Annotated in this window: 20 protein-coding genes; 12 read left to right on the forward strand and 8 right to left on the reverse strand. The window is 55.4% G+C overall.

Going from position 1 to position 22,824, the window contains the following annotated elements; all coding sequences use genetic code 11:
- A partial coding sequence (locus AC2FLX_RS19115; RefSeq protein ID WP_496811336.1) for a hypothetical protein occupies nucleotides 1–319 on the reverse strand: 319 nt, incomplete at its 3' end.
- A gap of 11 nt (nucleotides 320–330) precedes the next feature.
- Here AC2FLX_RS19115 and AC2FLX_RS19120 point away from each other — a divergent pair.
- Genes AC2FLX_RS19120 through AC2FLX_RS19135 form a run of 4 tightly spaced genes read left to right on the forward strand, consistent with a single transcriptional unit; the run spans nucleotide 331 to nucleotide 5,116 of the window.
- Nucleotides 331–1,437 carry a YcaO-like family protein gene (locus AC2FLX_RS19120; protein ID WP_480752008.1) on the forward strand — a complete coding sequence of 369 codons (1,107 nt, stop codon included), beginning with the start codon at nucleotides 331–333 and terminating at the stop codon, nucleotides 1,435–1,437.
- Nucleotides 1,437–2,768 (forward strand): TfuA-like protein, encoded by a 1,332-nt coding sequence (locus AC2FLX_RS19125; protein WP_496811335.1) that lies wholly within the window; start codon nucleotides 1,437–1,439, stop codon nucleotides 2,766–2,768. Before AC2FLX_RS19120 ends, AC2FLX_RS19125 begins: the two co-directional genes overlap by 1 nt.
- A gap of 34 nt (nucleotides 2,769–2,802) precedes the next feature.
- Complete coding sequence (locus AC2FLX_RS19130; RefSeq protein WP_496811334.1) at nucleotides 2,803–4,098, forward strand: gluzincin family metallopeptidase; 1,296 nt, start codon at nucleotides 2,803–2,805, stop codon at nucleotides 4,096–4,098.
- 10 nt (nucleotides 4,099–4,108) lie between these two features.
- A complete protein-coding gene (locus tag AC2FLX_RS19135) occupies nucleotides 4,109–5,116 on the forward strand; it encodes a hypothetical protein (RefSeq protein ID WP_496811333.1) in 1,008 nt (335 codons plus the stop codon).
- A gap of 36 nt (nucleotides 5,117–5,152) precedes the next feature.
- Here the strand turns inward: AC2FLX_RS19135 and AC2FLX_RS19140 are convergent, their stop codons facing one another.
- Together AC2FLX_RS19140 and AC2FLX_RS19145 are read right to left on the reverse strand one after the other, a co-directional pair.
- Nucleotides 5,153–6,922 carry an adenylate/guanylate cyclase domain-containing protein gene (locus tag AC2FLX_RS19140; protein WP_496747481.1) on the reverse strand — a complete coding sequence of 590 codons (1,770 nt, stop codon included), beginning with the start codon at nucleotides 6,920–6,922 and terminating at the stop codon, nucleotides 5,153–5,155.
- Between the two features lie 91 nt (nucleotides 6,923–7,013).
- Entirely contained in the window at nucleotides 7,014–7,658 is a 645-nt protein-coding gene (locus tag AC2FLX_RS19145; protein ID WP_496811332.1) for a GNAT family N-acetyltransferase, read from the reverse strand.
- Between the two features lie 319 nt (nucleotides 7,659–7,977).
- Here AC2FLX_RS19145 and AC2FLX_RS19150 point away from each other — a divergent pair, with 319 nt between their 5' ends.
- Nucleotides 7,978–10,323 carry an oxidoreductase gene (locus AC2FLX_RS19150; RefSeq protein ID WP_496811331.1) on the forward strand — a complete coding sequence of 782 codons (2,346 nt, stop codon included), beginning with the start codon at nucleotides 7,978–7,980 and terminating at the stop codon, nucleotides 10,321–10,323.
- A 324-nt stretch (nucleotides 10,324–10,647) separates the two neighbouring features.
- Here AC2FLX_RS19150 and AC2FLX_RS19155 read toward each other — a convergent pair whose 3' ends face one another.
- Both AC2FLX_RS19155 and AC2FLX_RS19160 read right to left on the reverse strand, forming a co-directional pair.
- Complete coding sequence (locus AC2FLX_RS19155) at nucleotides 10,648–11,679, reverse strand: TRAP transporter substrate-binding protein (protein ID WP_480751998.1); 1,032 nt, start codon at nucleotides 11,677–11,679, stop codon at nucleotides 10,648–10,650.
- A 123-nt stretch (nucleotides 11,680–11,802) separates the two neighbouring features.
- Nucleotides 11,803–12,720 (reverse strand): SDR family oxidoreductase, encoded by a 918-nt coding sequence (locus AC2FLX_RS19160; protein ID WP_496811330.1) that lies wholly within the window; start codon nucleotides 12,718–12,720, stop codon nucleotides 11,803–11,805.
- Nucleotides 12,721–12,882: 162 nt separating this feature from the next.
- Here AC2FLX_RS19160 and AC2FLX_RS19165 point away from each other — a divergent pair, with 162 nt between their 5' ends.
- Genes AC2FLX_RS19165 through AC2FLX_RS19185 form a run of 5 tightly spaced genes read left to right on the forward strand, consistent with a single transcriptional unit; the run spans nucleotide 12,883 to nucleotide 18,707 of the window.
- On the forward strand, nucleotides 12,883–14,418 hold the full coding sequence (locus AC2FLX_RS19165) for a benzoate-CoA ligase family protein (RefSeq protein ID WP_496807193.1): 1,536 nt from the start codon (nucleotides 12,883–12,885) through the stop codon (nucleotides 14,416–14,418).
- A gap of 36 nt (nucleotides 14,419–14,454) precedes the next feature.
- A complete protein-coding gene (locus AC2FLX_RS19170; protein WP_496811329.1) occupies nucleotides 14,455–15,003 on the forward strand; it encodes a 2-oxoacid:acceptor oxidoreductase family protein in 549 nt (182 codons plus the stop codon).
- A 3-nt stretch (nucleotides 15,004–15,006) separates the two neighbouring features.
- The gene (locus tag AC2FLX_RS19175; RefSeq protein ID WP_496811328.1) at nucleotides 15,007–16,656 is read left to right on the forward strand and encodes an NAD(P)-binding protein; all 1,650 of its coding nucleotides are present in this window, start codon (nucleotides 15,007–15,009) and stop codon (nucleotides 16,654–16,656) included.
- A complete protein-coding gene (locus AC2FLX_RS19180) occupies nucleotides 16,653–17,819 on the forward strand; it encodes a transketolase C-terminal domain-containing protein (RefSeq protein ID WP_496811327.1) in 1,167 nt (388 codons plus the stop codon). Before AC2FLX_RS19175 ends, AC2FLX_RS19180 begins: the two co-directional genes overlap by 4 nt.
- A gap of 3 nt (nucleotides 17,820–17,822) precedes the next feature.
- Nucleotides 17,823–18,707: a thiamine pyrophosphate-dependent enzyme gene (locus AC2FLX_RS19185; protein ID WP_496875502.1), complete on the forward strand. Its 885-nt coding sequence runs from the start codon at nucleotides 17,823–17,825 to the stop codon at nucleotides 18,705–18,707.
- 64 nt (nucleotides 18,708–18,771) lie between these two features.
- On the opposite strand, the gene AC2FLX_RS19190 is transcribed toward AC2FLX_RS19185, so the two are convergent.
- From AC2FLX_RS19190 to AC2FLX_RS19200, 3 genes are read right to left on the reverse strand one after another with little or no spacing between them, the layout of a single operon-like run.
- Nucleotides 18,772–19,215, reverse strand: coding sequence for an Rrf2 family transcriptional regulator (locus AC2FLX_RS19190; protein ID WP_480751989.1), 444 nt, complete (start codon nucleotides 19,213–19,215; stop codon nucleotides 18,772–18,774).
- 33 nt (nucleotides 19,216–19,248) lie between these two features.
- Nucleotides 19,249–19,749, reverse strand: a complete 501-nt coding sequence (locus AC2FLX_RS19195) for a GNAT family N-acetyltransferase (protein ID WP_480751988.1) — start codon at nucleotides 19,747–19,749, stop codon at nucleotides 19,249–19,251.
- A 43-nt stretch (nucleotides 19,750–19,792) separates the two neighbouring features.
- Complete coding sequence (locus AC2FLX_RS19200; protein WP_480751987.1) at nucleotides 19,793–19,990, reverse strand: hypothetical protein; 198 nt, start codon at nucleotides 19,988–19,990, stop codon at nucleotides 19,793–19,795.
- Between AC2FLX_RS19200 and AC2FLX_RS19205 the strand changes: the two genes are divergently transcribed.
- Together AC2FLX_RS19205 and hcrA are read left to right on the forward strand one after the other, a co-directional pair.
- Entirely contained in the window at nucleotides 19,989–20,459 is a 471-nt protein-coding gene (locus AC2FLX_RS19205; RefSeq protein WP_496747503.1) for a (2Fe-2S)-binding protein, read from the forward strand. The genes AC2FLX_RS19200 and AC2FLX_RS19205 overlap by 2 nt on opposite strands.
- The gene (gene hcrA, locus AC2FLX_RS19210) at nucleotides 20,456–22,771 is read left to right on the forward strand and encodes a 4-hydroxybenzoyl-CoA reductase subunit alpha (protein WP_496811199.1); all 2,316 of its coding nucleotides are present in this window, start codon (nucleotides 20,456–20,458) and stop codon (nucleotides 22,769–22,771) included. The genes AC2FLX_RS19205 and hcrA overlap by 4 nt, the downstream gene beginning before the upstream one ends.
- The last annotated feature ends 53 nt before the right edge of the window (nucleotides 22,772–22,824 follow it).

Here is a 22,824-nt window from a genome sequence, read left to right on the forward strand (position 1 = left end):
AAACCATTGTGAAAAATTGATAAAAACGATCAAACAATAAAACAAACCTATACATCCAAACAAAACCAAACCCATGGGATACAGCCAACTCAAAGCATTCCACAACGTCGCCAGACTGAAAAATTGGGAGAACGGGAATGTTGACCGGGCAAATGGGATCAACCATGCTTGATCGCAGATTTTGTACTTGGCCTTCGGCCAAGCGAACATTTGTTTTAAAGTCTGGTCCTGTTGATGCCCGGTGAATCGCGAAAGCGATATATTTACGATACACATCGTCTGCGTGATCCTGCGCAAACGCTTGCCAAAATACGCCCACATCTTGCGCAAATGGGCATTACCCGCGTCGCCAACCTGACCGGACTTGATCGTGTCGGCCTTCCGACCGTGATGGCAACCCGACCGAATTCCCGTTCGGTTGCCGTCTCGCTGGGCAAGGGCCTGTCACTTGCCGCGGCCGAAGTGTCGGGCGTGATGGAGGCCATCGAGACATGGCATGCCGAAAGGATCGACCTGCCTGTCCGGCGCGCAAGCTATGTTGATATGTCCGCGACGTTGCCAGTGGTGAACGCCGCCCGGTTGCCGAGGGTGAGCGGCTGTGCGTTCGATCCGCATCGGAAGATATTCTGGATCGAAGGGACCGATTTGATTGGTGGCGCGCCCTGTTGGGTGCCTGTCGAGATGGTCGATACGGATTATACCGAGCTTCCCAACAGCGGGCATGGAATGTTTCCGCGCACAACCAACGGGTTGGCCTCTGGCAATGACCTCAGCGAAGCCACCTGCCACGCGATCTGCGAAGTCATCGAAAGAGATGCCACGACGCTTTGGCATTTTCTGAACCGACCATTCAGGATCAACCCTGAAACCATCCATGACGCGCGGTGTTCGGATGCGTTGCAGCGGTTTCAAAATGCCGGTCTCAACGTGGGGATATGGGAAACAACCTCCGATGTCGGGGTTGCCTGCTTTCGGTGCGCAGTTTGCGAAGCAGACGATGTGCCCGGCCACGTTGGCATAGGGGATGGCTGTCATCCCGATCGGAATATCGCGATGCTCAGGGCGCTGACAGAGGCGGCGCAAACCCGCCTGACCTACATATCGGGCGCGCGGGACGATTTGCAGCCATCGGAGTTCACGGCATCCGCCCTTGCGGCCAAAAGCCGGTACATCAAGGAATTGATCGCCAAGTCGGCGCCGAAAGCCTGTTTTCAGGATTGTCCGACAACAGAGCTGACCACGTTCGACGACGATTTGTCGTGGCTGCTCGGTCGCCTCGCGGAGGCGGGAATTGAGCAGGTTGTATCCGTTGATCTGACACGATCCGAGATTGGCATCTCGGTCGTCCGTGTGATCATTCCGGGCCTCGAGGCGCCGCATGACGATCCTGACTTCATCGCCGGGCCGCGCGCGCGCCGTATCGAGGCCGTTGTCTGATGCGGGCGGCGATCTTTGTCGGCCCCACTCTGGCTGCGGACAGGGTTCGCGACATTCTGGATGCCGAGGTTCTGCCGCCCGTGGGGCAAGGCGACGTGTATCGTATCGCACGAAAGCGACCCCAGGCTATCGGCATCATTGACGGATATTTCGAAGGCGTTCCTTCTGTCTGGCACAAGGAGATCCTTTGGGCATTGGATCGGGGCATCCCGGTTTTTGGCAGCGCCAGCATGGGCGCGCTGCGCGCCGCCGAACTGGCGGATTTCGGGATGATCGGAGTGGGCCGTATCTTCGAAGCCTACAGGGCCGGTGCCATCAAGGACGATGACGAAGTCGCGGTTCTGCACGGCCCCGGCGAACTTGGATATACACCGCTGAGCGAACCTATGGTCTCGATCCGCGCAACGGTCGAACGGGCACGTGCTGAAGGCATCGTTGCGCCCGAAGTCGCGGATCAACTTGTAGGAATTGCAAAAGCACTGAACTATCGCGACCGCCAGTGGCCAGCCATTCTTGAACGATTGGATGTCGCATTGAAAAACGGGTTTGCCCAATGGCTGCCTCAGGGACGCGTGGACGCAAAGGCCGATGACGCCCGCGAAATGCTGAACGCCATGTCACGGCATCTGGCGGAAAAACGCGATCCCCCGAAACTGGCGCACGGCCTGGAACCCACGCTTGTCTGGCAAGGCTTGAAGCAGCGGATCGACACTGAGGTGGCAAAAACGAGCCATCCGGCGGAACAAATTCTGGATGAACTGCGCCTCGATCCCGCTCGTTTTGCCCTGATCCGGGATCGCGCCATGCTGCGGATGCTCACGCAGGAACCGGTGCGCGCGCAAACCGAAGTCGACCGAAAACGGCTGGTCGACACCATGTCACGGCATCGACGTCATCAAGGTTTGTCGCGCAAGGAACACCTTCTCGATTGGTTGCAACAAAACGATCTCGAAGAATCGGGATACGAGGCCCTTGTGACGGAATCCGCGCGGATCGACGCCATCGCAGAGACAAACTTTGACCGTCTGGGACGTTATGTGTTGAACGAGTTGCACTGGTCAGGGGACTATCCTGCACTCAAGAAACGCGCCCTTGCGAAAGCACGTTTGGTTCCACCAAGCGGGTCTTCGGCATCGCCTGACCGCATGCGTTTGATGATATGGTATTTCGAAACCGTCCTCGGTCAGACGATTCCGGATAACCTCGATAGCCACATTCAGTCTCTTGGCCTGACCAATCGTGATGCATTTCATGCTATAGTCGAGCGGGAATTTCAGTATCGGACCAGATTGAAAGACGAAGGCCCAGCCGGAGCACAGACCAAAGACTAGACCTCAATTCATTTGATGCAGGGCGGAGGAGATTATGCACAGGCCAATCGACTTGATCGAAGAAGCGCCGGGAACACGATTCCTCCTCTACCCGCAGTCCCCGTTTCTGGATGCCGAAGCCGAGCTTGAACTGGTCGAGATTTCGGCCCCTCCCGGCACGATCGGGCCGGGGCCGTCCGGTCCGCGCATGTACGCGGTCAACCCGGTGGGAAAGGCAACTCCATATGGCGCAATCGTGCCTGGCCCGAATGGCCCCGGAATGTATCTGCCGCCCTGGGACGGATTCATCCAGCCACCCCCGATGCCTGACGAGTTCGGAAACTTCCTTCATATCTCCCCCTCTGATCCGGCGTTTGAAGCAGCGCATCTGTTCGGGTCGGCCCATTTCACCATGGATGTCTGGGAGGGGTATTTCGGCCATCCCATCCCCTGGCATTTCGAACAGGATTTCGACCGGCTTGAGCTGTCATTGCTGCCCAGCCTCGACAATGCCCATATCGGATGGGGGTTTCTGGAAACCGGCGGCACCTTCGAACATGGTGGCGAGTACCGGCCCTACAGCCTCAATTTCGATGTTGTCGCCCATGAAATCGGGCATGCCATCATCTACAGCGTGGTCGGCCTGCCCTCGGACGAAAACGCGCCGGGTGAATACTATGGGTTCCACGAATCCGCCGCCGATCTTGTGGCCCTTCTCGCCTCGCTGCATTTCGGTTCGGTGGTCGAGGCGCTGCTGGAAAACACCCACGGCAACCTCTACACCTTCAACCGCCTGAACCGGTTTGCCGAGCTTTCCGAAAACGCGCAGATCCGGATGGCGGCCAATGACTCGGTGCTATCCGAATTCGCCCATGGCTGGTCCAGCGAACATGCCCTTTCGCAGCCACTCACGGGCGCGATGTTCGATATCCTGGTTGATATCTTCCACGAACGGCTCCTCGTTCACGGCCTGATTACCCCCGAGATCGAGGACCTGTCGGATCAGATGGAAGGCTCGCCCGATTATGCCGATGTCATGCAATCCATTTTTGACGACCGCTATGCCATGAACCCCGAAGGGTTCCGCATCTCCTTGCTGGAGGCACGCGATTTTCTGGGCTCCTACCTCGCCGATGCCTGGAGCATGCTCGACGCCGATATGCTCAGTTATTTCGGAGTCGAAAAGGCACTGCTCATAGTCGATCAGGAAATAACCGGCGGTGCCTTCCAGCAGATCATCGAAGGCAACTTCCGAATGCGCGATATCGGCCTTGTAAATGCCGGGCCACGCCTTGCCGATCCCGATACCGCCAGTCATGCCGTTTCGGTACGCACACGGGTTCCGGGCTAGGTGCAGGCAAATGGCTTTGTTTTCCCGGCGATTTATGGCATTTTGGAAACAATTCATTTGTTCAAAAATTCCGGCCTGCACACTCGCAGGCCAACACAAAGGGAAGCCGACGGAACCTCCGTCGCCTCCGGATCAACCACAGGGGGAATCTGTCGTGACCGAGTCATTGTTGAGTTTTTCAGAAGTGCTTTTGTTTGGGCGCGTTGTCAGCGATCTTCAAATATCTGCAACGGTTAGCGGCAACAATGCAAAGGCTGCGCCTCCAGCCAATGTTACCTCTGCAAATAAGAAAGGAACTTCAGTTGACGGTATAACCGTTAACCCAGGCGACCAAATCTTGCTTTTGAATCAGGACAATGTAAAGGAAAATGGCCTTTACACGATCACGATGGGTGGGGGAAATGACTGGGAACAGATTCTCCCTCGTTTGAGTAAAGGAAGCTTGGTCACCGTTGAAGGCGGAGCAACGCAAAAGGGTGTCTACGAACAAATCGCAAATTCCACATCTGACAGGCAGGTTTTCGAGCTTTTTGAAGGAACCGGAAGTAGCAAAGGCAGAGGCCGCGGAAAAAACAGCCTATTGGCACGACAACTGGAGGAAGACGCCAAGTTTGCCCGAGTCTACGGTTTCAGTTACGAAGGCACATATTACGAACTGCCAGAACCTGCCGTATTTTTGGTTCATGGTGACGGTATTAGTGCAACGGACAATCTGCCTGGCGACCAAGGCGCTCGGGCACCTGAAAACCCAGCAATCACGGGCGTTGCGTCAGCCGACTATCAAATTTCAAATGACATTCGGGTATGGCCATACGACAAGGCCGATTACACCATCCGCATGGATGTCATGACAGGCATGTTTGAACAGGTTCTGCTCGACATCTATTTCGGCTTCGACAGCCCGGCTATCAGCGGGGCCAAGGTGAGCGGCGCAAAGGTCAGTGGCGCCAAAGTAAGCGGCGCAAAGGTCAGCGGCGCCAAAGTGAGCGGTGCAAAAGCGCGTGGGTCGGGCGACTGAGCCGGCGGCTCCCCCGGCGCTCAAGCGGCTTGGGATTCAGAAACCCGCCTTCCTCAAACCTTCGACAAAATGTTCGGTATCGTCGGACAACCGGTCGGGCTGAACCTTTGCCCAATGGCTCAGCGAGAAATTCGGGTGCGCCTCCTTGTGCTTGAGCGCTATCGAATGTGCCAATTCCATTTGCCCGGTCTGCGCATAGCTGGCCGCCAGCATTCTTTGCCCTTCGGTGGGGTTGTTCATCTTGGTCACTGAGGCGATGACCTTGTCGTATTGCTTGAGGTTGTAATACGCCCCGCCCAGGTGCCACAGGTACTGATCCGGGAAATACGGGTTCAGACGCATCGCGCGTTGCAAATGCTCGATCGCCGCTTCGTTGTCACCTGAATGGGCCAGCGCATCGGCAAAATCCGACAACAGGTCCGCATCGTTCGGATTCAACGTCAGCGCCCTGCGATATGCGCCAATCGCGGCGTCATGCTCTTTCCTGTAAAGGTGAACAAAGCCCAATTCGCCGAACCCACGCGCATCGGTCGGATCAAGTTCCACGGCTCTTTGTGCAAAGGACAGGGCTGTATCAAGCGCATGCTCCTTGTCCAGGGTCCACGAGTACCGCCAGTCAATGTTGAGCGTTCTCGAAAGCGCCGCCGAAGCCCGCGCATATTTGTTGTCCCTTTCCAGCGCGCGTTCGTACAGCACCTGCGCCTCATGGTTGTCCCAACGGGTGTATTTGAAGATGTGCTGCTGACCTCGCAGCACGAAACCATATGCGGCAAGGTCCGTCGGAACGGACTGCACCATTCTCTGCCGCTCCTGTGCCTCGATCAGAACGGCAGTGGCCGCAACGATGGATTCCGTGACCTCATCCTGGATCACGAAAATATCCTCGATCTCGCGGTCGTAACGCTCACCCCAGATCGTCTGGTCATTGTCCGCATCGATCAGTTCGATTGTGATACGCAACCGGTTCCCTGCCCGTCTCACATTGCCACGCGCAACATAGCGAACGCCAAGCTCGCGCGCCGCCAGTTGCGGCGACATCGCCTGCGCCTTGAAGAAGAAGGTCGAGTTTCGCGCAATCACGAACAGGTTCTTGAATTTCGAAAGATTCAGAATGATGTCGTCGGTCAGCCCTTCGGCGAACCAGCTGTCGGTCTGATCCCCTCCCATGCTGATAAAGGGCAGAACCGCAACAGACGGGATGTTGGGACGCTCTCGTTCGGCTGTGTCGGCGTGCGGCCGGATCGTCGCTGCCAGCGTGACACCTTCAACTTCGCTGCGCACGCAATAGGTTTTCACCGGCTCCATGATGTTCTTGAGCGATTTGGCGCCCAGAAACTCGTACCCGAACCGCAACCGGTTTCGGATCTGTTCATAAACGGCCGCGCTGATAAAGACGCGCCCCGGTTCCGCAACCTCCTGCAATCGTGCCGCGATATTGACGTTGTCACCGTGAATTCCACGATCATCCAGCAGGATCTCACCCATGTGGACGCCTGCGCGAAACCGGATTTTCTGATCTTCCAAAGTGGACGCATTCGCGCGCTCGGCGATGCGGTGCAACTCGACGCCGAACCGAACCGCATTGGTGGCGGTGTCAAACATGGCGAGAACACCGTCGCCGCGCACTTCAACCACGCGCCCGTCATATTTCTCGCAAGCAGTCTCGAGTTGCTCCAGCAACGTTCGCAGCGCGCTGTAGGTATCGATCTCGTTCTCACCCATCAACCGGGTGTAGCCGACAACGTCAGCAAACAGGACGGCACCAAGCTTGTGCTGGAACGTTGGATTGTCTTGCTGAATAGTCAAACTTTTTACTCCACTCACCCCGACGAAAAGTACATTTCGCTCACATACCCCCAATTCATAGGTACAAAACGGACAGTTCGCGTGTTTCCCCCTATCGCATCTCGTTGTGATTGGGAGGCCAGCGCCAACTGGAAGACACTGACTTTCCAAAGCTGACGGTCGTGGCCGGATCAATCTCTCGGGCCAAATCCTTGCGATGAAAGTCCCAGTCGCTTTTCAAAAGCCCGACCACGACCATATCCAAGAATTGCCCGTCATTGTACCACGCCTGACGCATCTTGCCTTCGGTCTGGAACCCTACACGCGTCACCAAGGCCTGGCTTCGTTCGTTGTCGTCCCGATAATACGACGTGATCCGGTTCAATCCGAGTTGGCGAAAGGCAAGGTCCAGAACCAACGCGACAGACCGCAGGCCGACACCGTTTCTGCGCACCGATTTGTCTATGAACAGTGCGATAACCGCATCCCGGTTTACCGAAGAAACCCCTTCCAGGCCGACAATGCCAACGACATCTGCATCTTCGGTCTCCACCGCAAACCAGCAACTGCCGTTTTCGGTCATCGGCCCGACGGCCGCTTCCCATTCCTTCTCGGTCGCGGCCAGGCTAAGGGGAACGCGCCCGGTTCGATCAAACGCGGCCAAGTCTTCGACATCCTGAAACCAAGCCGCCACAACCGCAAGATCGCCTTTCTCGATTGGCCGAAGCGAGTAATGACTTGAATGGGAATCTGGCATGTACAGGTTCCTTTTTTTCTTCTCTGGTCGAGAAATTCACTTTCTCAATTGCAACATGAATGAAAATTTTTGTTTGAACTGTATCACAGTTCACAGAGTTGTACCGTTTGAAAAAGAGAGTTGCACTCTACCATGGCTCATAGGTCGATTCTTGCCGATGTTGACCGACCGGGGATGCGATAGGGGCAACTCTGTTTTTGCGCAGTTCGTGCATGTGAGATATTGCTTTAAGCATAAAATTTTAAGGTTAAAATGATTGGGAACCTGTGATAGTCGTTTCTCTGTCCAAATATGACGAATCGCGATGGAGGGGACGGCGATGAAAATCACCATCATTGGCGGCGGACCGGGCGGGCTTTATACCGCACTTTTAACAAAAAAGGCGCGCCCAGATTGGGATATCGAGGTATTCGAGCGCAATCAGGCAGACGACACATTTGGATTTGGAGTGGTGTTTTCGGACGAAACTCTGGACGAGTTCCTAAATCGCGACAGACGTGTTTTTGAACGAATCCGGGACGAGTTCGCCTATTGGGACGACGTGGCGATACATTTCAAAGGAAACGAGATGCGCTGCGGCGGGAATGGGTTCTGCGGCACGTCCCGGCACACGTTGCTGCGCATCCTGCAAGAACGGTGCCTTGAACTGGGTGTACATATCACCTTTGGTGCTGAAATCGACGCGGCCGAACTGAAAAACCAATTCCCTGACTCCGATGTAATCGTCGCCAGCGATGGTATCAACTCGGCCATTCGAGAGCATTTCAAAGCCGGCTTCAAACCGACGACAACCTGGAAATCAAACCGCTTTTGCTGGATGGGATCGACCCGGCCAATGGGGGAGTTCAACTATTTCTTCCGCGAAACGGAATTCGGGCAGATGGTTGCCCATTGTTATCAATATGAAAAAGACCATTCTACCTGGGTCTTCGAGATGGATGAAGCAACCTGGCAGGGGCATGGGTTCAGGGAATTCGACGAAGGAGGCTCGAAAGCCAAACTGGAAGAGATCTTTGCCGATGAGCTTCAGGGGCACCCTCTGTTGTTGAATCGGTCGAATTGGCGCAATTTCCCGCGGATATTTTGCGAAAACTGGTTTGTCGACAACATAGTCATACTGGGTGACGCCAAGGCAAGCGCACATTTCTCGATCGGCTCGGGGACCAAGCTGGCAATGGAATGCGCCATCGCTCTTTCGGACGCCTTGCTCGAACATGCCGAAACGGATGTACAAGTGGCGTTTCAGGCTTATGACGATTCTCGCCGAACCCCTTGCCAGATCATCCAGCACAACGCGGATGTGTCACTATCCTGGTTCGAACACATGGGTCGATCGTGGGATATGGACCCTTATCAGTTCGCAATGGTCGTAATGTGCCGAGCCAAGTCAATCACCTATGACAACCTGATCGTCCGGGATGCTGAATTTGTACGAAAGGCGGACGACGAGTGGTATGCGCGCCATTTGCGAGAGACCGGTGAAGATTTGACAGTATCCCGACCTACCCCGATGTTTTCCAAGTTCAAGCTGCGGGACATGGAATTGGCTAACCGTGTGGTGATGTCTCCGATGGCACAGTATTCGGCAGACCTCAACGGTAACCCAACCGAATGGCATAAAGTTCACTATTGCAGCCATGCAATGGGAGGTATGGGGCTGATCTTCACCGAAATGACATGCCCGTCCGCCGACGCACGCATTACCGAAGGCTGCCCAGGTATGTGGACGGATAGCCACGAAGAAGCATGGAAGGACATCGTCGATTTCATTCACGCAAATTCGGCGGCGAAAGTTGCGATGCAACTGGGCCATGCCGGACGAAAAGGTTCCACCCAATTGGGGTGGCAGCAGGCGGACTATCCCATTCAGGACAAAGAAGGCAATTGGCCGTTGGTTTCAGCCTCTCCCCTTCCCTGGATCCAAGGAATAAGTCAGGTCCCTGACGAGCTGGATCGCGCAGGGATGGATCGGATCAAGGCGGAATTTGTGCAGGCGACAGAACGCGCAGCGCGGGCCGGGTTCGACATGCTGGAGTTGCATTGCGCGCATGGCTATCTTCTGGCCTCGTTCCTGTCACCCCTCACCAACAGACGCAATGACGACTTTGGCGGCTCTCTAGAAAACCGGGTGCGCTTTCCGCTTGAAGTTTTTGCCGCCATGCGACGCGTTTGGCCCGTTGGCCGTCCAATGTCAGTCCGCGTTTCCGGCACAGACTGGAAGGAAGGCGGTTTAACCGAAGCCGACCTCATCGGAGTAGCCGAAGCATTCCGTGACGCGGGTTGCGATCTTGTCGACGTTTCAGCAGGACAGACTGTCCCTGAACAACAGCCAGTCTATGGCCGTATGTTCCAAACTCATCTGGCTGAAGCTGTTCGTAACGTGCCAAGGATCGCGACAATGGCGGTCGGCGCGATTACAGAAGCCGCTCAAATCAACACAATCCTGCATACGCGGCGCGCCGATTTGGTCGCTCTGGGGCGCCCTCATTTGTGGAACCCATATTTCACTCACCAGGCAGCAGCCTGGTATGGAGCGCAAAATGAGGAGTTCTGGCCACCGCAATATCGGAGCGGTGGCGCGCAAGTATTTCGTGAGGCGGAAAAAAATCGCGTACGGATGCTTGATCTGCAACGGAAAGCCGCACCGGGGCGCCATGTCAGTTAGGCATTGTCGCCCGGCAATCGACCAACGCGTGTTACGTAATCAATTTTTTTTGCGTAAGTAGAGGCTTGTCTCAGGAAGCGCGGTGGATTGGAACGGACCGCATTATGGATCTTAGGCCTTGTGAGGATTTTCCGGCAAATATACCTCATTCGCCTCTTCAACGAATTGGCTGAGAGTCTGATTGGCTGTTTTGATGATCTGGAACATCGGATTCTGCGACTGCACCGCAAAGGCGACTTGATATCCAGACCTTTGCGTTGGGTTCTCACCTTTTCGATCCCGGGAAAAGGTTATTGCGCCGGTGCACCGGCGCAACTGCCACTCCTAGTTGTATGCGGCCATCAAGGCTTTGGCTTCATCTATGAGGGCTTGTCCATCGATGCCCTTTTCCTTCATTTCGGAAATCCAAGCCTCATAGACCGGCGCCGCGGCCGCGGCCCATTCGGCCGACTGCTCCGCGCTCAAGGTGACGATATTGTTGCCCATCTCGACGGCAAGATCGCGCGATGGTTCGTCATAATCCTGTTGCGTTCCGCCAGCGAATATTGAGAATTTGAGGCCGGAAGCTTCGTCAATCACAGCCTTCAGGTCGTCAGGCAGGCTGTTGTACTTTTCGTGTGACATTGCCAAGACAAAGGTGACGGTATACAGCATCGGGCCGGTAAACTCGGTATGATTGTCCACCAGTTCCGGCACCTTCAGCGCCTTTGTAACCTCCCAAGGGATGGTCGTTCCGTCGATAACACCTTTGGAGAGGGCCTCGGGCACGGCTGGTACCGGCATTCCAACGGGTGTTGCACCCAACTCTTTCAATAATGCGTTGACCTGACGTGACGCGCCGCGGATCTTCATGCCATTGAAGTCCGCTGGCGTCAGAACGGGTTTGTTTGCGTGGATGACCCCTGGGCCGTGAACCCAAACACCTAGCACCTTGACATCTTTGAACTCGGTGTCTGCCATGTGTTTTTGCATCATCTGCCAATAGGCGGAGGAAGCAGCTCTCGCATCGGTCACAAGGAACGGCAGCTCGAACACTTCGGTGGACGGGAAACGCCCCGGAGTATACCCGACCACGTTCCACGTGATATCAATCGCACCATCGATGACTTGGTCAATCAGTTCCGGGGGTTTGCCACCCAACTGCATCGACGCGTATCGCTTGATTTCGATGCGTCCTTCGGATGCCTCTTCGATTTCATCGGCCCAGATATCAATGATCTTGCTGGGGATTGTGGCCTGGGCCGGCAGGAAGCTTTGCAGATTGAACGTATATTCGGCAGCTAGCGCCATCCCCGCTGTCGTTAGCGCTAGGGCGGCTCCTCCGACAAAGCCTTTGAACAGGTTTAGTATGGTCATTTTCTCCTCCCTTGACCTTTGTTGAATGGCTTGCTCTGATCCAATAGCGCAGATCGGAGCGGCAAGATTCCCAAGGTTTTTTGTGCCGTGACCGCAGTCGGCTAGATCTAAAATGCGCCCACATCACACCGGGTCCCAGGTGAACACGTCTTCGGTTCGATCGAGGTCGAAAAAGCTCGGCCTCATTGCGGGAAGGGCATGCTCCAAAACGCTTTCCGGCGTCCAACCTTCGTTTCGCTGCATTCCCCGAACGGGCCGCGACTGACCCATCAGGAAAATCTCGTTGTTGCGCACCGCAAATATCTGCCCTGTCACATCTTTCGCGTCATCCGAGGCAAGAGCGGTTGCGACGACGGCGATCTTGTCCGGTGTCATCTGGCGCAGTTTTTGGATACGCGCACTTTCCTCTGGGGTTGTCGCGGGAATGGATTCCGTCATTCGGCTCCATGCAAACGGTGCTATGCAGTTGGACCGGACGTTGTAGCGAGCCATATCCATCGCAATGGATTTCGACAGTCCCGCAATGCCTAACTTGGCGGCCATGTAGTTGGCCTGACCTACGTTGCCGATAAGCCCAGACGTCGACGTCATGTGGACAAAGCACCCAGAGGTTTGTTTGCGAAACACCTCTGCGGCGCAGCGGCTGACATTGAATGTTCCTTTCAGATGAACGGCAACTACCTGATCAAAATCCTTCTCGGTCATCTTGTGAAAGATCGTGTCACGCAAAATCCCGGCATTGTTGACTACGATGTCGATACCGCCAAAGTCTTCCTGCGCCTGCTCGACCATGGCCTTGGCATCACGGAACTGGGCTACCGAACCATAGTTCACTACGGCTTCACCACCCCCTGCGATGATCTGGTTCGTGACTGCGCGAGCAGGTGTTTCATCCTGTCCTTCACCGTCGCTTTTCGCGCCGATGTCGTTTACCACGACCTTGGCGCCAGACATTGCCATCATCAATGCAATGTCACGCCCGATCCCACGCCCCCCACCGGTGACAAGTGCTACTTTTCCCTCCAGCAGACGCTTTCTCAAGATCCAAACCTTCTTGCTACACCCGTTTTTCCCTAATTCAGAATGGCTTGTGGTGATTGGAAAACCTACCTGCCAATTCCTGGATTGCGCGGTCAATAAATTAGGTATACAAGTACTACAATACTTTTTATGAAAACGGAAGTGGTTTGAGAGGCGAGCTTCGTGAGTCAGCTAAATCACTACAATGCCGCCCAAGTTATGGTGGACATCAATGTTTCAAGAGGTTTCGGTGAAAAGTGCGCCTTTGTCGATCCCGACCGGTCCCTCACATATGCGCAATTGCAAAAGGCGACCAACCGGGTCGCCAACATGTTGAACCAGCTCGGGCTTCATCAAGAGACCCGAGCCGCAGTATTAATGTTGGACACGGTAGACTATCCGGTTGTTTTCTGGGGGTGTGTCCGTGCAGGCATCGTTCCGGTCTGTCTCAATACGCTCCTGACTGCTGATCAGTACCTCTATATGCTGAGCGACAGCCGTTCTCAGGCCATTTTCGTGTCCATCGAGCTGATCGATTTGGTCGAGCCGCTTATTGACCAGCTTCCGTTCCTCAAGCACGTCATCGCCGTCGGCAATGATTGCGGTGCCTTCCCGACTTTGCGCGCGCTTATGGCCGAAGCCAACGATTCATTCGAAACCGCGCTGACCCATCCGGACGAAACAGCGTTTTGGCTATATTCTTCGGGGTCGACCGGCGCGCCGAAGGGCGTTAGGCATGTCCATACCAGCCCAGCCTATGTCGCCGACACCTATGGGCAAAACGTGTTGGGAATTCGACACGATGACGTATGCTTCAGCGCAGCAAAGCTTTTTTTCGCATATGGGCTGGGCGCAAGCATGGCGGTTCCCATGTCGGTCGGCGCAACTGCGGTTTTGCTTCCGGACCGGCCAACACCGCAATCTGTACTGGACATGATGCAGCGCTTCAGGCCGACCTTGTTCTTTGGCGTTCCAACGCTTTATGCCGCCATGCTTGCAAGCAACTCATGCATCCCGAAAAACGGCTCGGACCGGTTGCGGCTTTGCATTTCGGCGGGCGAAGGCTTGCCTGAAGATGTCGGCACGAACTGGGAACGCCGCATGGGGGTAGGTATACTGGACGGTATCGGGTCAACGGAGATGCTGCACGTGTTTTTGTCCAACCGACCCGACGATATCCGCTATGGCACATCGGGGCGCGAATTCTCGGGCTATAAACTCCGACTGGTCGATGAGCAGGACCAGGACGTCGAAGACGGCGTTCTGGGTGAGTTGCTGGTCTGTGGCGGCTCGGCTGGTGACGGGTATTGGAATCAACGTGCAAAATCTCGTGCCACGTTCATGGGCGAATGGACCCGAACCGGTGACAAGTACATCCGCGATAACGAAGGGTACTATCATTACTGCGGTCGAACCGATGATATGTTCAAGGTCAGCGGTCGCTGGGTGTCTCCCTTCGAAGTGGAACAGGCAATCATTTCTCATCCCACAGTGATCGAGGCCGCCGTAGTGCCGCACGAGGATGAGGAGGGCCTTGTCAAACCCAAGGCCTACGTCGTGCTGAACGATGCCGGCGACGAAAATGATCTGATCAGGGAACTCAAAGACCATGTCAAGAAATCAATTGGGGTTTGGAAGTATCCTCGATGGGTTGTCGCGGTAGACGAACTGCCCAAAACCGCGACTGGCAAGATCCAGCGGTTCAAGCTGCGAAACTGAGAGCTTGTAGGAAACACCACACGACGGGAGCGCAGAATGCTGGAAATCGTGATCCTGGGGAGAGGAGGCCAAGGCGCACAAACTGCGGGAAACTTGTTGGCGCAAGCGCTGTTTGCCGAAGGCCACTATGTGCAGACGTTTTCCACCTATGGCGGTGCGCGTCGTGGTACCCCGGTCACGTCATCCCTCAGAGTGGATGCCGTCCCGATCCGCAGGCGTTGCAACATCGCAAACGCCTCTGCCCTTCTGTGTTTTGATGACAGCCTGCTGGATGGCGCATTTCTTGAAATTGCGAAGGCGGGTGCGGCAGTGGTGGTCAACACAGCGAAACATAAAGAGATGCTGCCAGCGTCGGGTGACCACAACATCATACAGGTGGATGGCAAGGCCATCGCGCGTCGAAACAATCTGGGAAAAATCGTGAACTCTGCCCTGCTGGGCGCGTTCGTGGCGACACTCGGCAAACCTGGAATTGATACCATGTGCAGGGTCATCAAAGAAACCGCGCCGGCGAAAGTTGCTGAAAACCTGGCGGCGTGCCGCGAAGCATTTGCACTGTTTCAGCCGGTCACCGAGAAAGCCTAGATCATGAACAAGCAGCTATCCCATTTGTGGACTCATTTGACCAGTGAAGGTCGCAATACCGGCACTTGGCGCAGTGCGCTGCCGAACTATCAGAACCAACCCTCGCCGTGCCTAGGGGCCTGCCCGGTCAACGGGCGAGTTGCCGAATGGATCAAACAAGTCGGCGACGGAGATCTGTTTGGCGCATGGACAACCCTCACCGACAACAACCCCTTCCCGGCAATTGCAGGGCGTATATGCCATCACCCTTGCGAGACAGCTTGCAACAGGCAATACATGGACGAAACTGTCGGCATTTGCAGCCTGGAACGGTTTGTCGGTGACACAGCACTTGCAGAAAGGTGGCAGTTTCCCGCAGCCGAAGAGGAATTGACGTTCTCAGTGGCCATCATTGGCGGAGGGCCTGCCGGACTGTCAGCGGCCTATCAACTTCGCCGCCTCGGCTTCGGCGTGTCGCTTTACGAGACAAAGGACGAGTTGGGCGGTGTGATGCGATACGGTATCCCGACCTATCGATTGGCCAGATCGGTTCTGGCGGCCGAAATAGAGCGGATCACCGCCATGGGTATTACTTTGCACCTTGGGATTCCTGCAATCGATGCAATGGCATTGGAAGCTCTTCAAGATTCTCATGACGCGGTATTTCTGGCAACAGGCGCCAGTGTGCCGAGACGGCTTCCAAACTTGGACTACTCCTGTCCCTGGGTGATCGACAGCGCCGATTTTCTTGCCGCTTCAATACCTGAGCAAACTCGCGCAACAGGGAAACGAGTTGTCGTGATCGGCGGCGGTAGTGCGGCAATAGATGTCGCGCGAACGGCCCGGCGCCTTGGTCGTGTCGTCAGGGTACTTACGCTGGAACCGCGAGATCGGCTACCCGCACAAACCGTAGAAGTTCGCGAAGCCATCGAGGAAGGGGTCCAATTCGAGCACGGCACGATGATGCAATCGGCCAAGGTAGCGACCGGTGCCGTTGTTTTGAAATGCGTTCCTGTCAAATTTCGTTCCGGTCTACGGTCGGGTCAGTTCTCGGTCGAGCCACTGGATGCCAGCGGGTTCGAGATAGTCGCGGATACTATAATCCCAGCTATCGGCCAGAATGCCGATCTTGTACGATGGCGCGGAATTCTGGATGAAACAGGCCCAGTGATCAACACGGATTCCGATTGGAAAACAAGCAAACCCGGCCTTTATGCAGGCGGCGATGTGGCAAGCACAAACCGCTTTGTCACTCACGCCGTCGGCATGGGCAAAGAGGCCGCTTTTGCAATCGCCTCGACATTGCTTTCCGACGGCAAGAGCCCAGTCGAAGGCAGCGTCGAGCCCGTCGAATATGAACGGATTAACACCGCTTATCACGCCTCGCATGAGCGCAACCGACAGTATACGATTGGAGTCGACAAAAGACTGGCCGGTTTTGAAGAGGCACAAACTCCTTTCGGCCCAGACGAGGCTCGGTCAGAAGCCCAGCGGTGCTTCAGTTGCGGCACCTGCATCTATTGTGACAATTGTTATTTCTATTGTCCCGACATGGCGATCACCAAGCTCGAAAACGGCTATGCGGTGAACGCGGATTATTGCAAGGGCTGTGGGCTTTGTGTGGCCGAATGCCCAACCGGTTCCATCCACATGCTGGAGGACATATCGCCATGAATGCGCCCGCTTTTACCGAAGACCTTCAGCTGCTGAACGGTAATCACGCCGTGGCTTGCGGCGTTTGCCTGGCTGAGCCTGACGTTGCGCCGGTCTATCCAATAACGCCGCAAACGCCGATTTTGGAAAAGCTTATAGAATTCCAGAGCAAGGGAGCATTTCTGGCCGAACTTCTGACTCCGGAATCGGAACATTCGGCCATGGCCGCCGCAATCGCCGCATCCGCTACCGGAGCGCGGGTGTTCACGGCGACCTCATCACAGGGGCTGCTGCTGATGCACGAGTTGTTGCATTATGCGTCCGGTGCCCGAACCCCTATCGTGCTGTTCAATGTGAATCGAACACCGGCGGCGCCATGGGGATTCTGGCCTGACCAGATCGACAGCTTGTCCCAACGTGATACGGGCTGGGTGCAGCTTTACAGCGAAAGCCCCCAAGATTCGCTCGACACCGTGATACAAGCGTTTCGAATAGCCGAAGCCGTCGATCTGCCGGTCATGGTCAATCACGACGCGTTCTATGTTTCGCATTCAGTTGAACCCGTCAACGTTCCCGACCAAGATCTGGTCAGGAGTTTTTTGCCGCGTGCTCCACGCGACTTCCGACTTGGCGACGGAAGCGGCAGATCACTGGGTGCACCCGTCGATCAAACAACTTGGAACCTGACGCGTCGGGAGCTGGATACAGCCATGAAACGCGTTGAAGAAGTGACCCGCGAAACTGGAACTGTGTGGGAGAAACTGACAGGTCGGCAATCCGAGCCACTTGAAAAATACCGTTGCAAGGACGCAAAAATCATATTTGTGACCATGGGCAGTATATCCGGCACCGTTCATGAAGCAGTCGATCATCTGCGCGAGGCCGGTATTCAGGCTGGGCTTGTCAGAATCCGGCTGTTCCGCCCTTTGCCTGTGCACACTTTGCGCAATGCCCTGACCAGGGTGCCGTGCGCTATTGTGATCGACCGCAACTATTCGCCGGGAACGGGCGGAGTTTTGCATCAAGAACTGAAATCCGCGCTGTACAGTATGAAGAATCCACCACATGTGCACGGGTTTCTTGCCGGTGTCGGTGGTGTGAATGTGCCGGTCGAACGCATCGTGGAAATGGCCGTTAGATACGGAAATGCTGAAACTACGACCGATCCGATCTGGGTGGAGTAGGTTATGGAAAAAATCAACTACCGTGACGAGGGGCAGTTTTGTTCAGGGCATGTTGCTTGTGCCGGTTGCGCCGAAGCGTTGTCGATGCGGGTCATCCTCAATGAAGTTGGCGAAGATGCCGTGGGAGTTGTCGCACCATCCTGTTCGGCCGTCATCCTTGGTGGTCACCCGATGAGCGCTTCAAAAATTCCGGTTCTCCATGGAACACTGGAATCCGCCGCGGCCTCTGCCAGCGGCGTTAAACGCGCCCTCAAGGCACAAGGCCGGGACAATACGACGGTCCTCTGCCTTGCCGGGGATGGTGGAACTTATGACATCGGGCTGCAGGCACTATCATCCGCTGCAGAACGCAACGAAGATATTCTGTATATCTGCTTTGATAACGAAGGCTACATGAATACGGGCGGCCAAAAGAGTTCCTCAACCCCGCATCTGGCAACGACTGGCAGCACCCCGCTAGGCAAGGCTAGCCACAAAAAGAACCTTATCGAAATTCTTGCCGCCCACCGGATACCATATATTGCCACCGCCAGCCCCTCCCATCTTGGTGATATGGCGGCGAAAGTTGCGACGGCCAAGTCGATCCGGGGCACCAAGGTAATCATTGTCCTGATACCATGCCTGCCTGGCTGGGGCGTAGCGGAAAACGCCGCGATCAAGACCGCGAGGCTGGCAGTCGAGGCCTGCGTGTTTCCCTTGCTCGAGGTCAGGAATGGAGTCGACTATTCATTGGCCGTCCCGGAAAGACCACGTAGAATCAACGCGTATCTTGCCGAACAGAAACGGTATCGTCAGTTGGATGATCAGGACAGAGCCACGCTTCAGTCAGAAGTTGATGACGCTTGGACGCGGCTACTGGCGCGGGCAGAGGGGAAACCAACGGCTTGAAGTATCATCCATTTGGACTTGATTTCAATGGATCGATGTCGTGGTTAGTACATCCGAACAGTGGTTATGATTGGATAGCTTCAGCATGACTCATCGCAGCCGCGGCTTTTTTTCGGCGCTCTATCTGTTTCAACATGGTAGCGATTGTGATCGAGGCGTAGGTCGACAGGGAAATTTCCCGGATTTCCTTCGAGATGTCGAACAGAGCCCATTCTTCGTTGGTCGCCTGGGAAGGGTCGGCGAGTTTGCATCCCATCGACGTGTCTTCGAATAGGCTGATGACTTCCAGCAGGTTAAGCCGCTTGGCATTGCCCGTGAAACTGTATCCACCGCCGACACCGCGGGTTGCCTGAACAAGTCCAGCGCGGCCAAGTGTCATCAAGACTTTGGCCAGGTGGTGGGCGGACACGCGATACTTCTCTCCGATTTCAGCGGCTGAAAGCTGGCGGCCCGGATTTGATGCCAGTTCGATCAAAGCATAGATTGCCAAACGACTTGATTGCTGCACGACTACACCTCTTGGGCTTATGCTAAGTTGTACTCAGGAAGTCTCGCTGGCAAGACTCAACTCCATTTGGATGTAAGGACCAGCCATCATACCCTCGCTGCGAAAAAATGACATGTGCAGCGGATCCTGGCGCCGAACCATCGTTCGCACTGTAGTAATGCCGATCTTCCTGAATTCCTTACACAATGCCTGAAATAAGGCTTCTCCGATGCCTTGCTGTCGGTGATCCGGATCAACCGATACTGCAAAAACCCAACCGCATGGCTCTGACCCGAACTCCCAACCCCGTACTTCGCCGACAATCAGGCCAAGAATTTGCCGCTGGGAGTTTTGTTGCGTGGGCTCGGCGATCAAAAAGAATCGCTCATCGACATGCCGCGAACCGTAACGTTCGAAAATGTCCTGCCAATACTCAGGTTTTGGTTGTCCGGTGATCCGTGCATCCAATTCGATGGCATGCGGAAGCTGGTCCGATGTCGCCTTGCGGATACGCAACCCTTCTTCTTGCAAACGCGTTTCCAGCGCATCAGTCATGGCAGCTCCTGTTTCATAAACCTTCGCGTCGAGTAGTTTGGTATCAGTACCAGAATGCGGATTTTAGGGTAATGTCGGTCAGGTTGGCAACCACGAGTGCAGCTGGCATCCGGACTGGCACTACCGGTTTTTCCTGTTTCAATCTGTTTTTGAGAATTTTGTGTACTGCAAAGTCTTTTAAAGTATAATGGTACCAAATTATATCTTTATCCATCAGGGACTCAAAAAGGGTCACAGCCATGAAGCGAATCGTTAGCCTGAACGTAAATGGCCGGACAGTCGAGCATGTCATCTCCGACAACCTTCTTTTGATTGATTTCCTGCGCGAACAGCAAGCGCTCACGGGAACAAAAAAGGGGTGCGATGGTGGGGAGTGTGGTGCGTGCACGGTTCTGCTGGACGGGCGTCCACGACTGGCTTGCCTGACATTGACGGCCAGTTGCGAGGGCTCTGAGATCGAAACTATCGAAGGTCAGGCCCGGAATGGCAGGCTGTCGGCCCTCCAGCGAGCCTTTCATGAAAACCTTGGTTCACAGTGCGGTTTCTGCACGCCCGGAATGATCATGGCCGCCGAGGGGCTGCTGCGCAATAACCCCGACCCGGATGATGCGGAAATCAAGACAGCATTGGGGGGCAACCTTTGCCGCTGCACCGGCTATGTGAAAATCATCAAGTCTGTGAAAATCGCGGCTTCGGAGGCGAGTCGATGAATACAAAGTCAAAGGTGGTAGGTCAGCCCGTTCCGCTGGTGGACGGAATTGAAAAGGTAACCGGCCGCGCGAACTATACTTCTGACCTTGATGCTCGCGACGTTTTGGTAGGCCGTATCCTTCGCGCTCCGGTGAGCCACGGTCGCATCATTTCGATAGACGTTTCTCGTGCTTCGGCACTCGATGGCGTTTGCGCAATCGTCACCGGACAGGACTGCGACAAGACATTTGGCGTCATCCCGATAGCAATGAACGAATACCCGATGGCACGTGACCATGTCCGATATCGCGGCGAACCGATCGCAGCCGTCGCCGCCCGGGATGCCGCGACGGCCGCCCGCGCGCTCGAATTGATCGACGTCGAGATCGAGCCGCTTGTCCCATGTTATACACCAAGTGAATCCCGAGCGCCGGATGCACCGCAACTGCACGAAGGAAAACCAGGCAACCTTGAACGAGAAGTACACCACGTTTTCGGTGACCTGAACGCGGGTTTCGATGAGGCTGATATCGTTCGTGAAGAGACGTTTTCCTGCGCCGAAGTCAACCACGCCCAGATGGAACCCCATGCAGCGTTGGCAGAATTTGATGTTGAGCGCGAAAGATTGACACTGCATTCAGTTACGCAGGTTCCATTCTACGTCCACCTGATGTTGGCGCGATGCCTGGAAATGGACAGTTCGCGCATACGAGTCGTCAAGCCCTTTGTCGGCGGCGGGTTTGGTGCACGCACGGAGACGCTGAACTTCGAGATTATCGTCGCGCTTTTGGCCCGAAAAGTCGGAGGCAAGGTGATGATGCAGCTAAGCCGCGAGGAATGCTTCCTGACTCACCGGGGACGTCCCAACACGCAAGTCAAGCTCAAGATTGGCATGACTCATACAGGAAGGATTACGGCGGTCGACTGCGAAACCGTGATGAACGGCGGGGCTTATGCTGGTTATGGCGTCGTAACGATCCTTTATGCAGGCGCACTGCTTCATGGGATCTATGACATCCAAAACGTCAAGTATGATGGTTATCGCGTCTATACCAATCAACCGCCTTGTGGCGCGATGCGTGGACATGGAACTGTCGACGTTCGCCATTCTTTCGAAGCGATGATTGACCGGATGGGTCGCGAACTTGGTCTTGATCCCTTTGTCGTGCGCCGGGCCAATCTGTTGCAGGCTCCTCTGTTCACTAGCAACGGGTTGATGGTCAACTCCTACGGCTTGGGGGAATGCCTAGACAAGGTCGAAACGGCCAGCGGCTGGTCAAACCGCAAGGGGAAATTGGGGAACGGCCGTGGCCTTGGGATGGCGTGCTCGCACTATGTCTCGGGCGCAGCTAAGCCCGTGCACTGGACAGGTGAACCTCACGCCGTTGTTTCGATGAAACTCGATTTTGACGGCAGTGTAACGGTTCTTACTGGCGCTTCCGATATCGGCCAGGGTTCGACTACGATCGTCGCGTTGGCCGCTGCAGAGGTCCTGAGCATTGACCTTGGCCGGATCCGTGTGGTCGCCAACGACAGTGTCATCACACCCAAAGACAATGGGTCATATTCCAGCCGGGTGACCTTCATGGTCGGCAATGCCGCCATTCAGGCCGCCCGAACACTGCGTGAGAGACTGATCAATGCCGCCGCCGAGTTGTTGGACACGACACCGGAGGATGTCGAGTGTGAAGCCGAAACCTTTTTCGTCCAAGGCGGCTCGCAATCGGAACTCTCCTTTCACGACGTCGCCATTGCCGCGCTTGCCAAGGAAGGGACTATTACCGTCAAAGGCACTTTCTCGACGCCAATCGAAGCTCAAGGAGGCAAGCACAGGGGTGGAGCGGTTGGGTCTACCATGGGTTTTTCGTATGCGGCGCAGGTGGTTGAAGTCCGCGTGGACGAAGACACTTGCCAGATCAACGTTGAAAAAGTCTGGGCTGCCCTTGACTGCGGGTACGCCATCAATCCTCTGGCCGTTGAGGGGCAGATCGAAGGCTCTGTCTGGATGGGCATGGGTCAGGGCCTATGCGAGGAAACACACTATATTGATGGTCTACCCGCCCATGCCAATTTGACAGACTACCGTTTCCCGACAATTTCAGAATCTCCTCCGATAGACGTTCATATTGTCGAAAGCATCGATCCGCTGGGGCCGTTTGGTGCCAAGGAAGCGGGCGAAGGTGCGTTGTCGGGATTTCCGCCAGCGCTGGTGAATGCGGTGGCAGATGCAATTGGATTGGATGTGAACTTTTTGCCTGTCACGCCCGATCGATTGCTTGACGCACTAGTAAAGTACCGGCGTGCCAGCCGCCGAAAGGAGGCAGCGGAATGACTGAAGTTCTTCCAGGTTTCCACCTTGTCGAACCGACCTCAATAGGCGAGGCG

The organism is Ruegeria sp. YKSF57 (assembly GCF_059612585.1).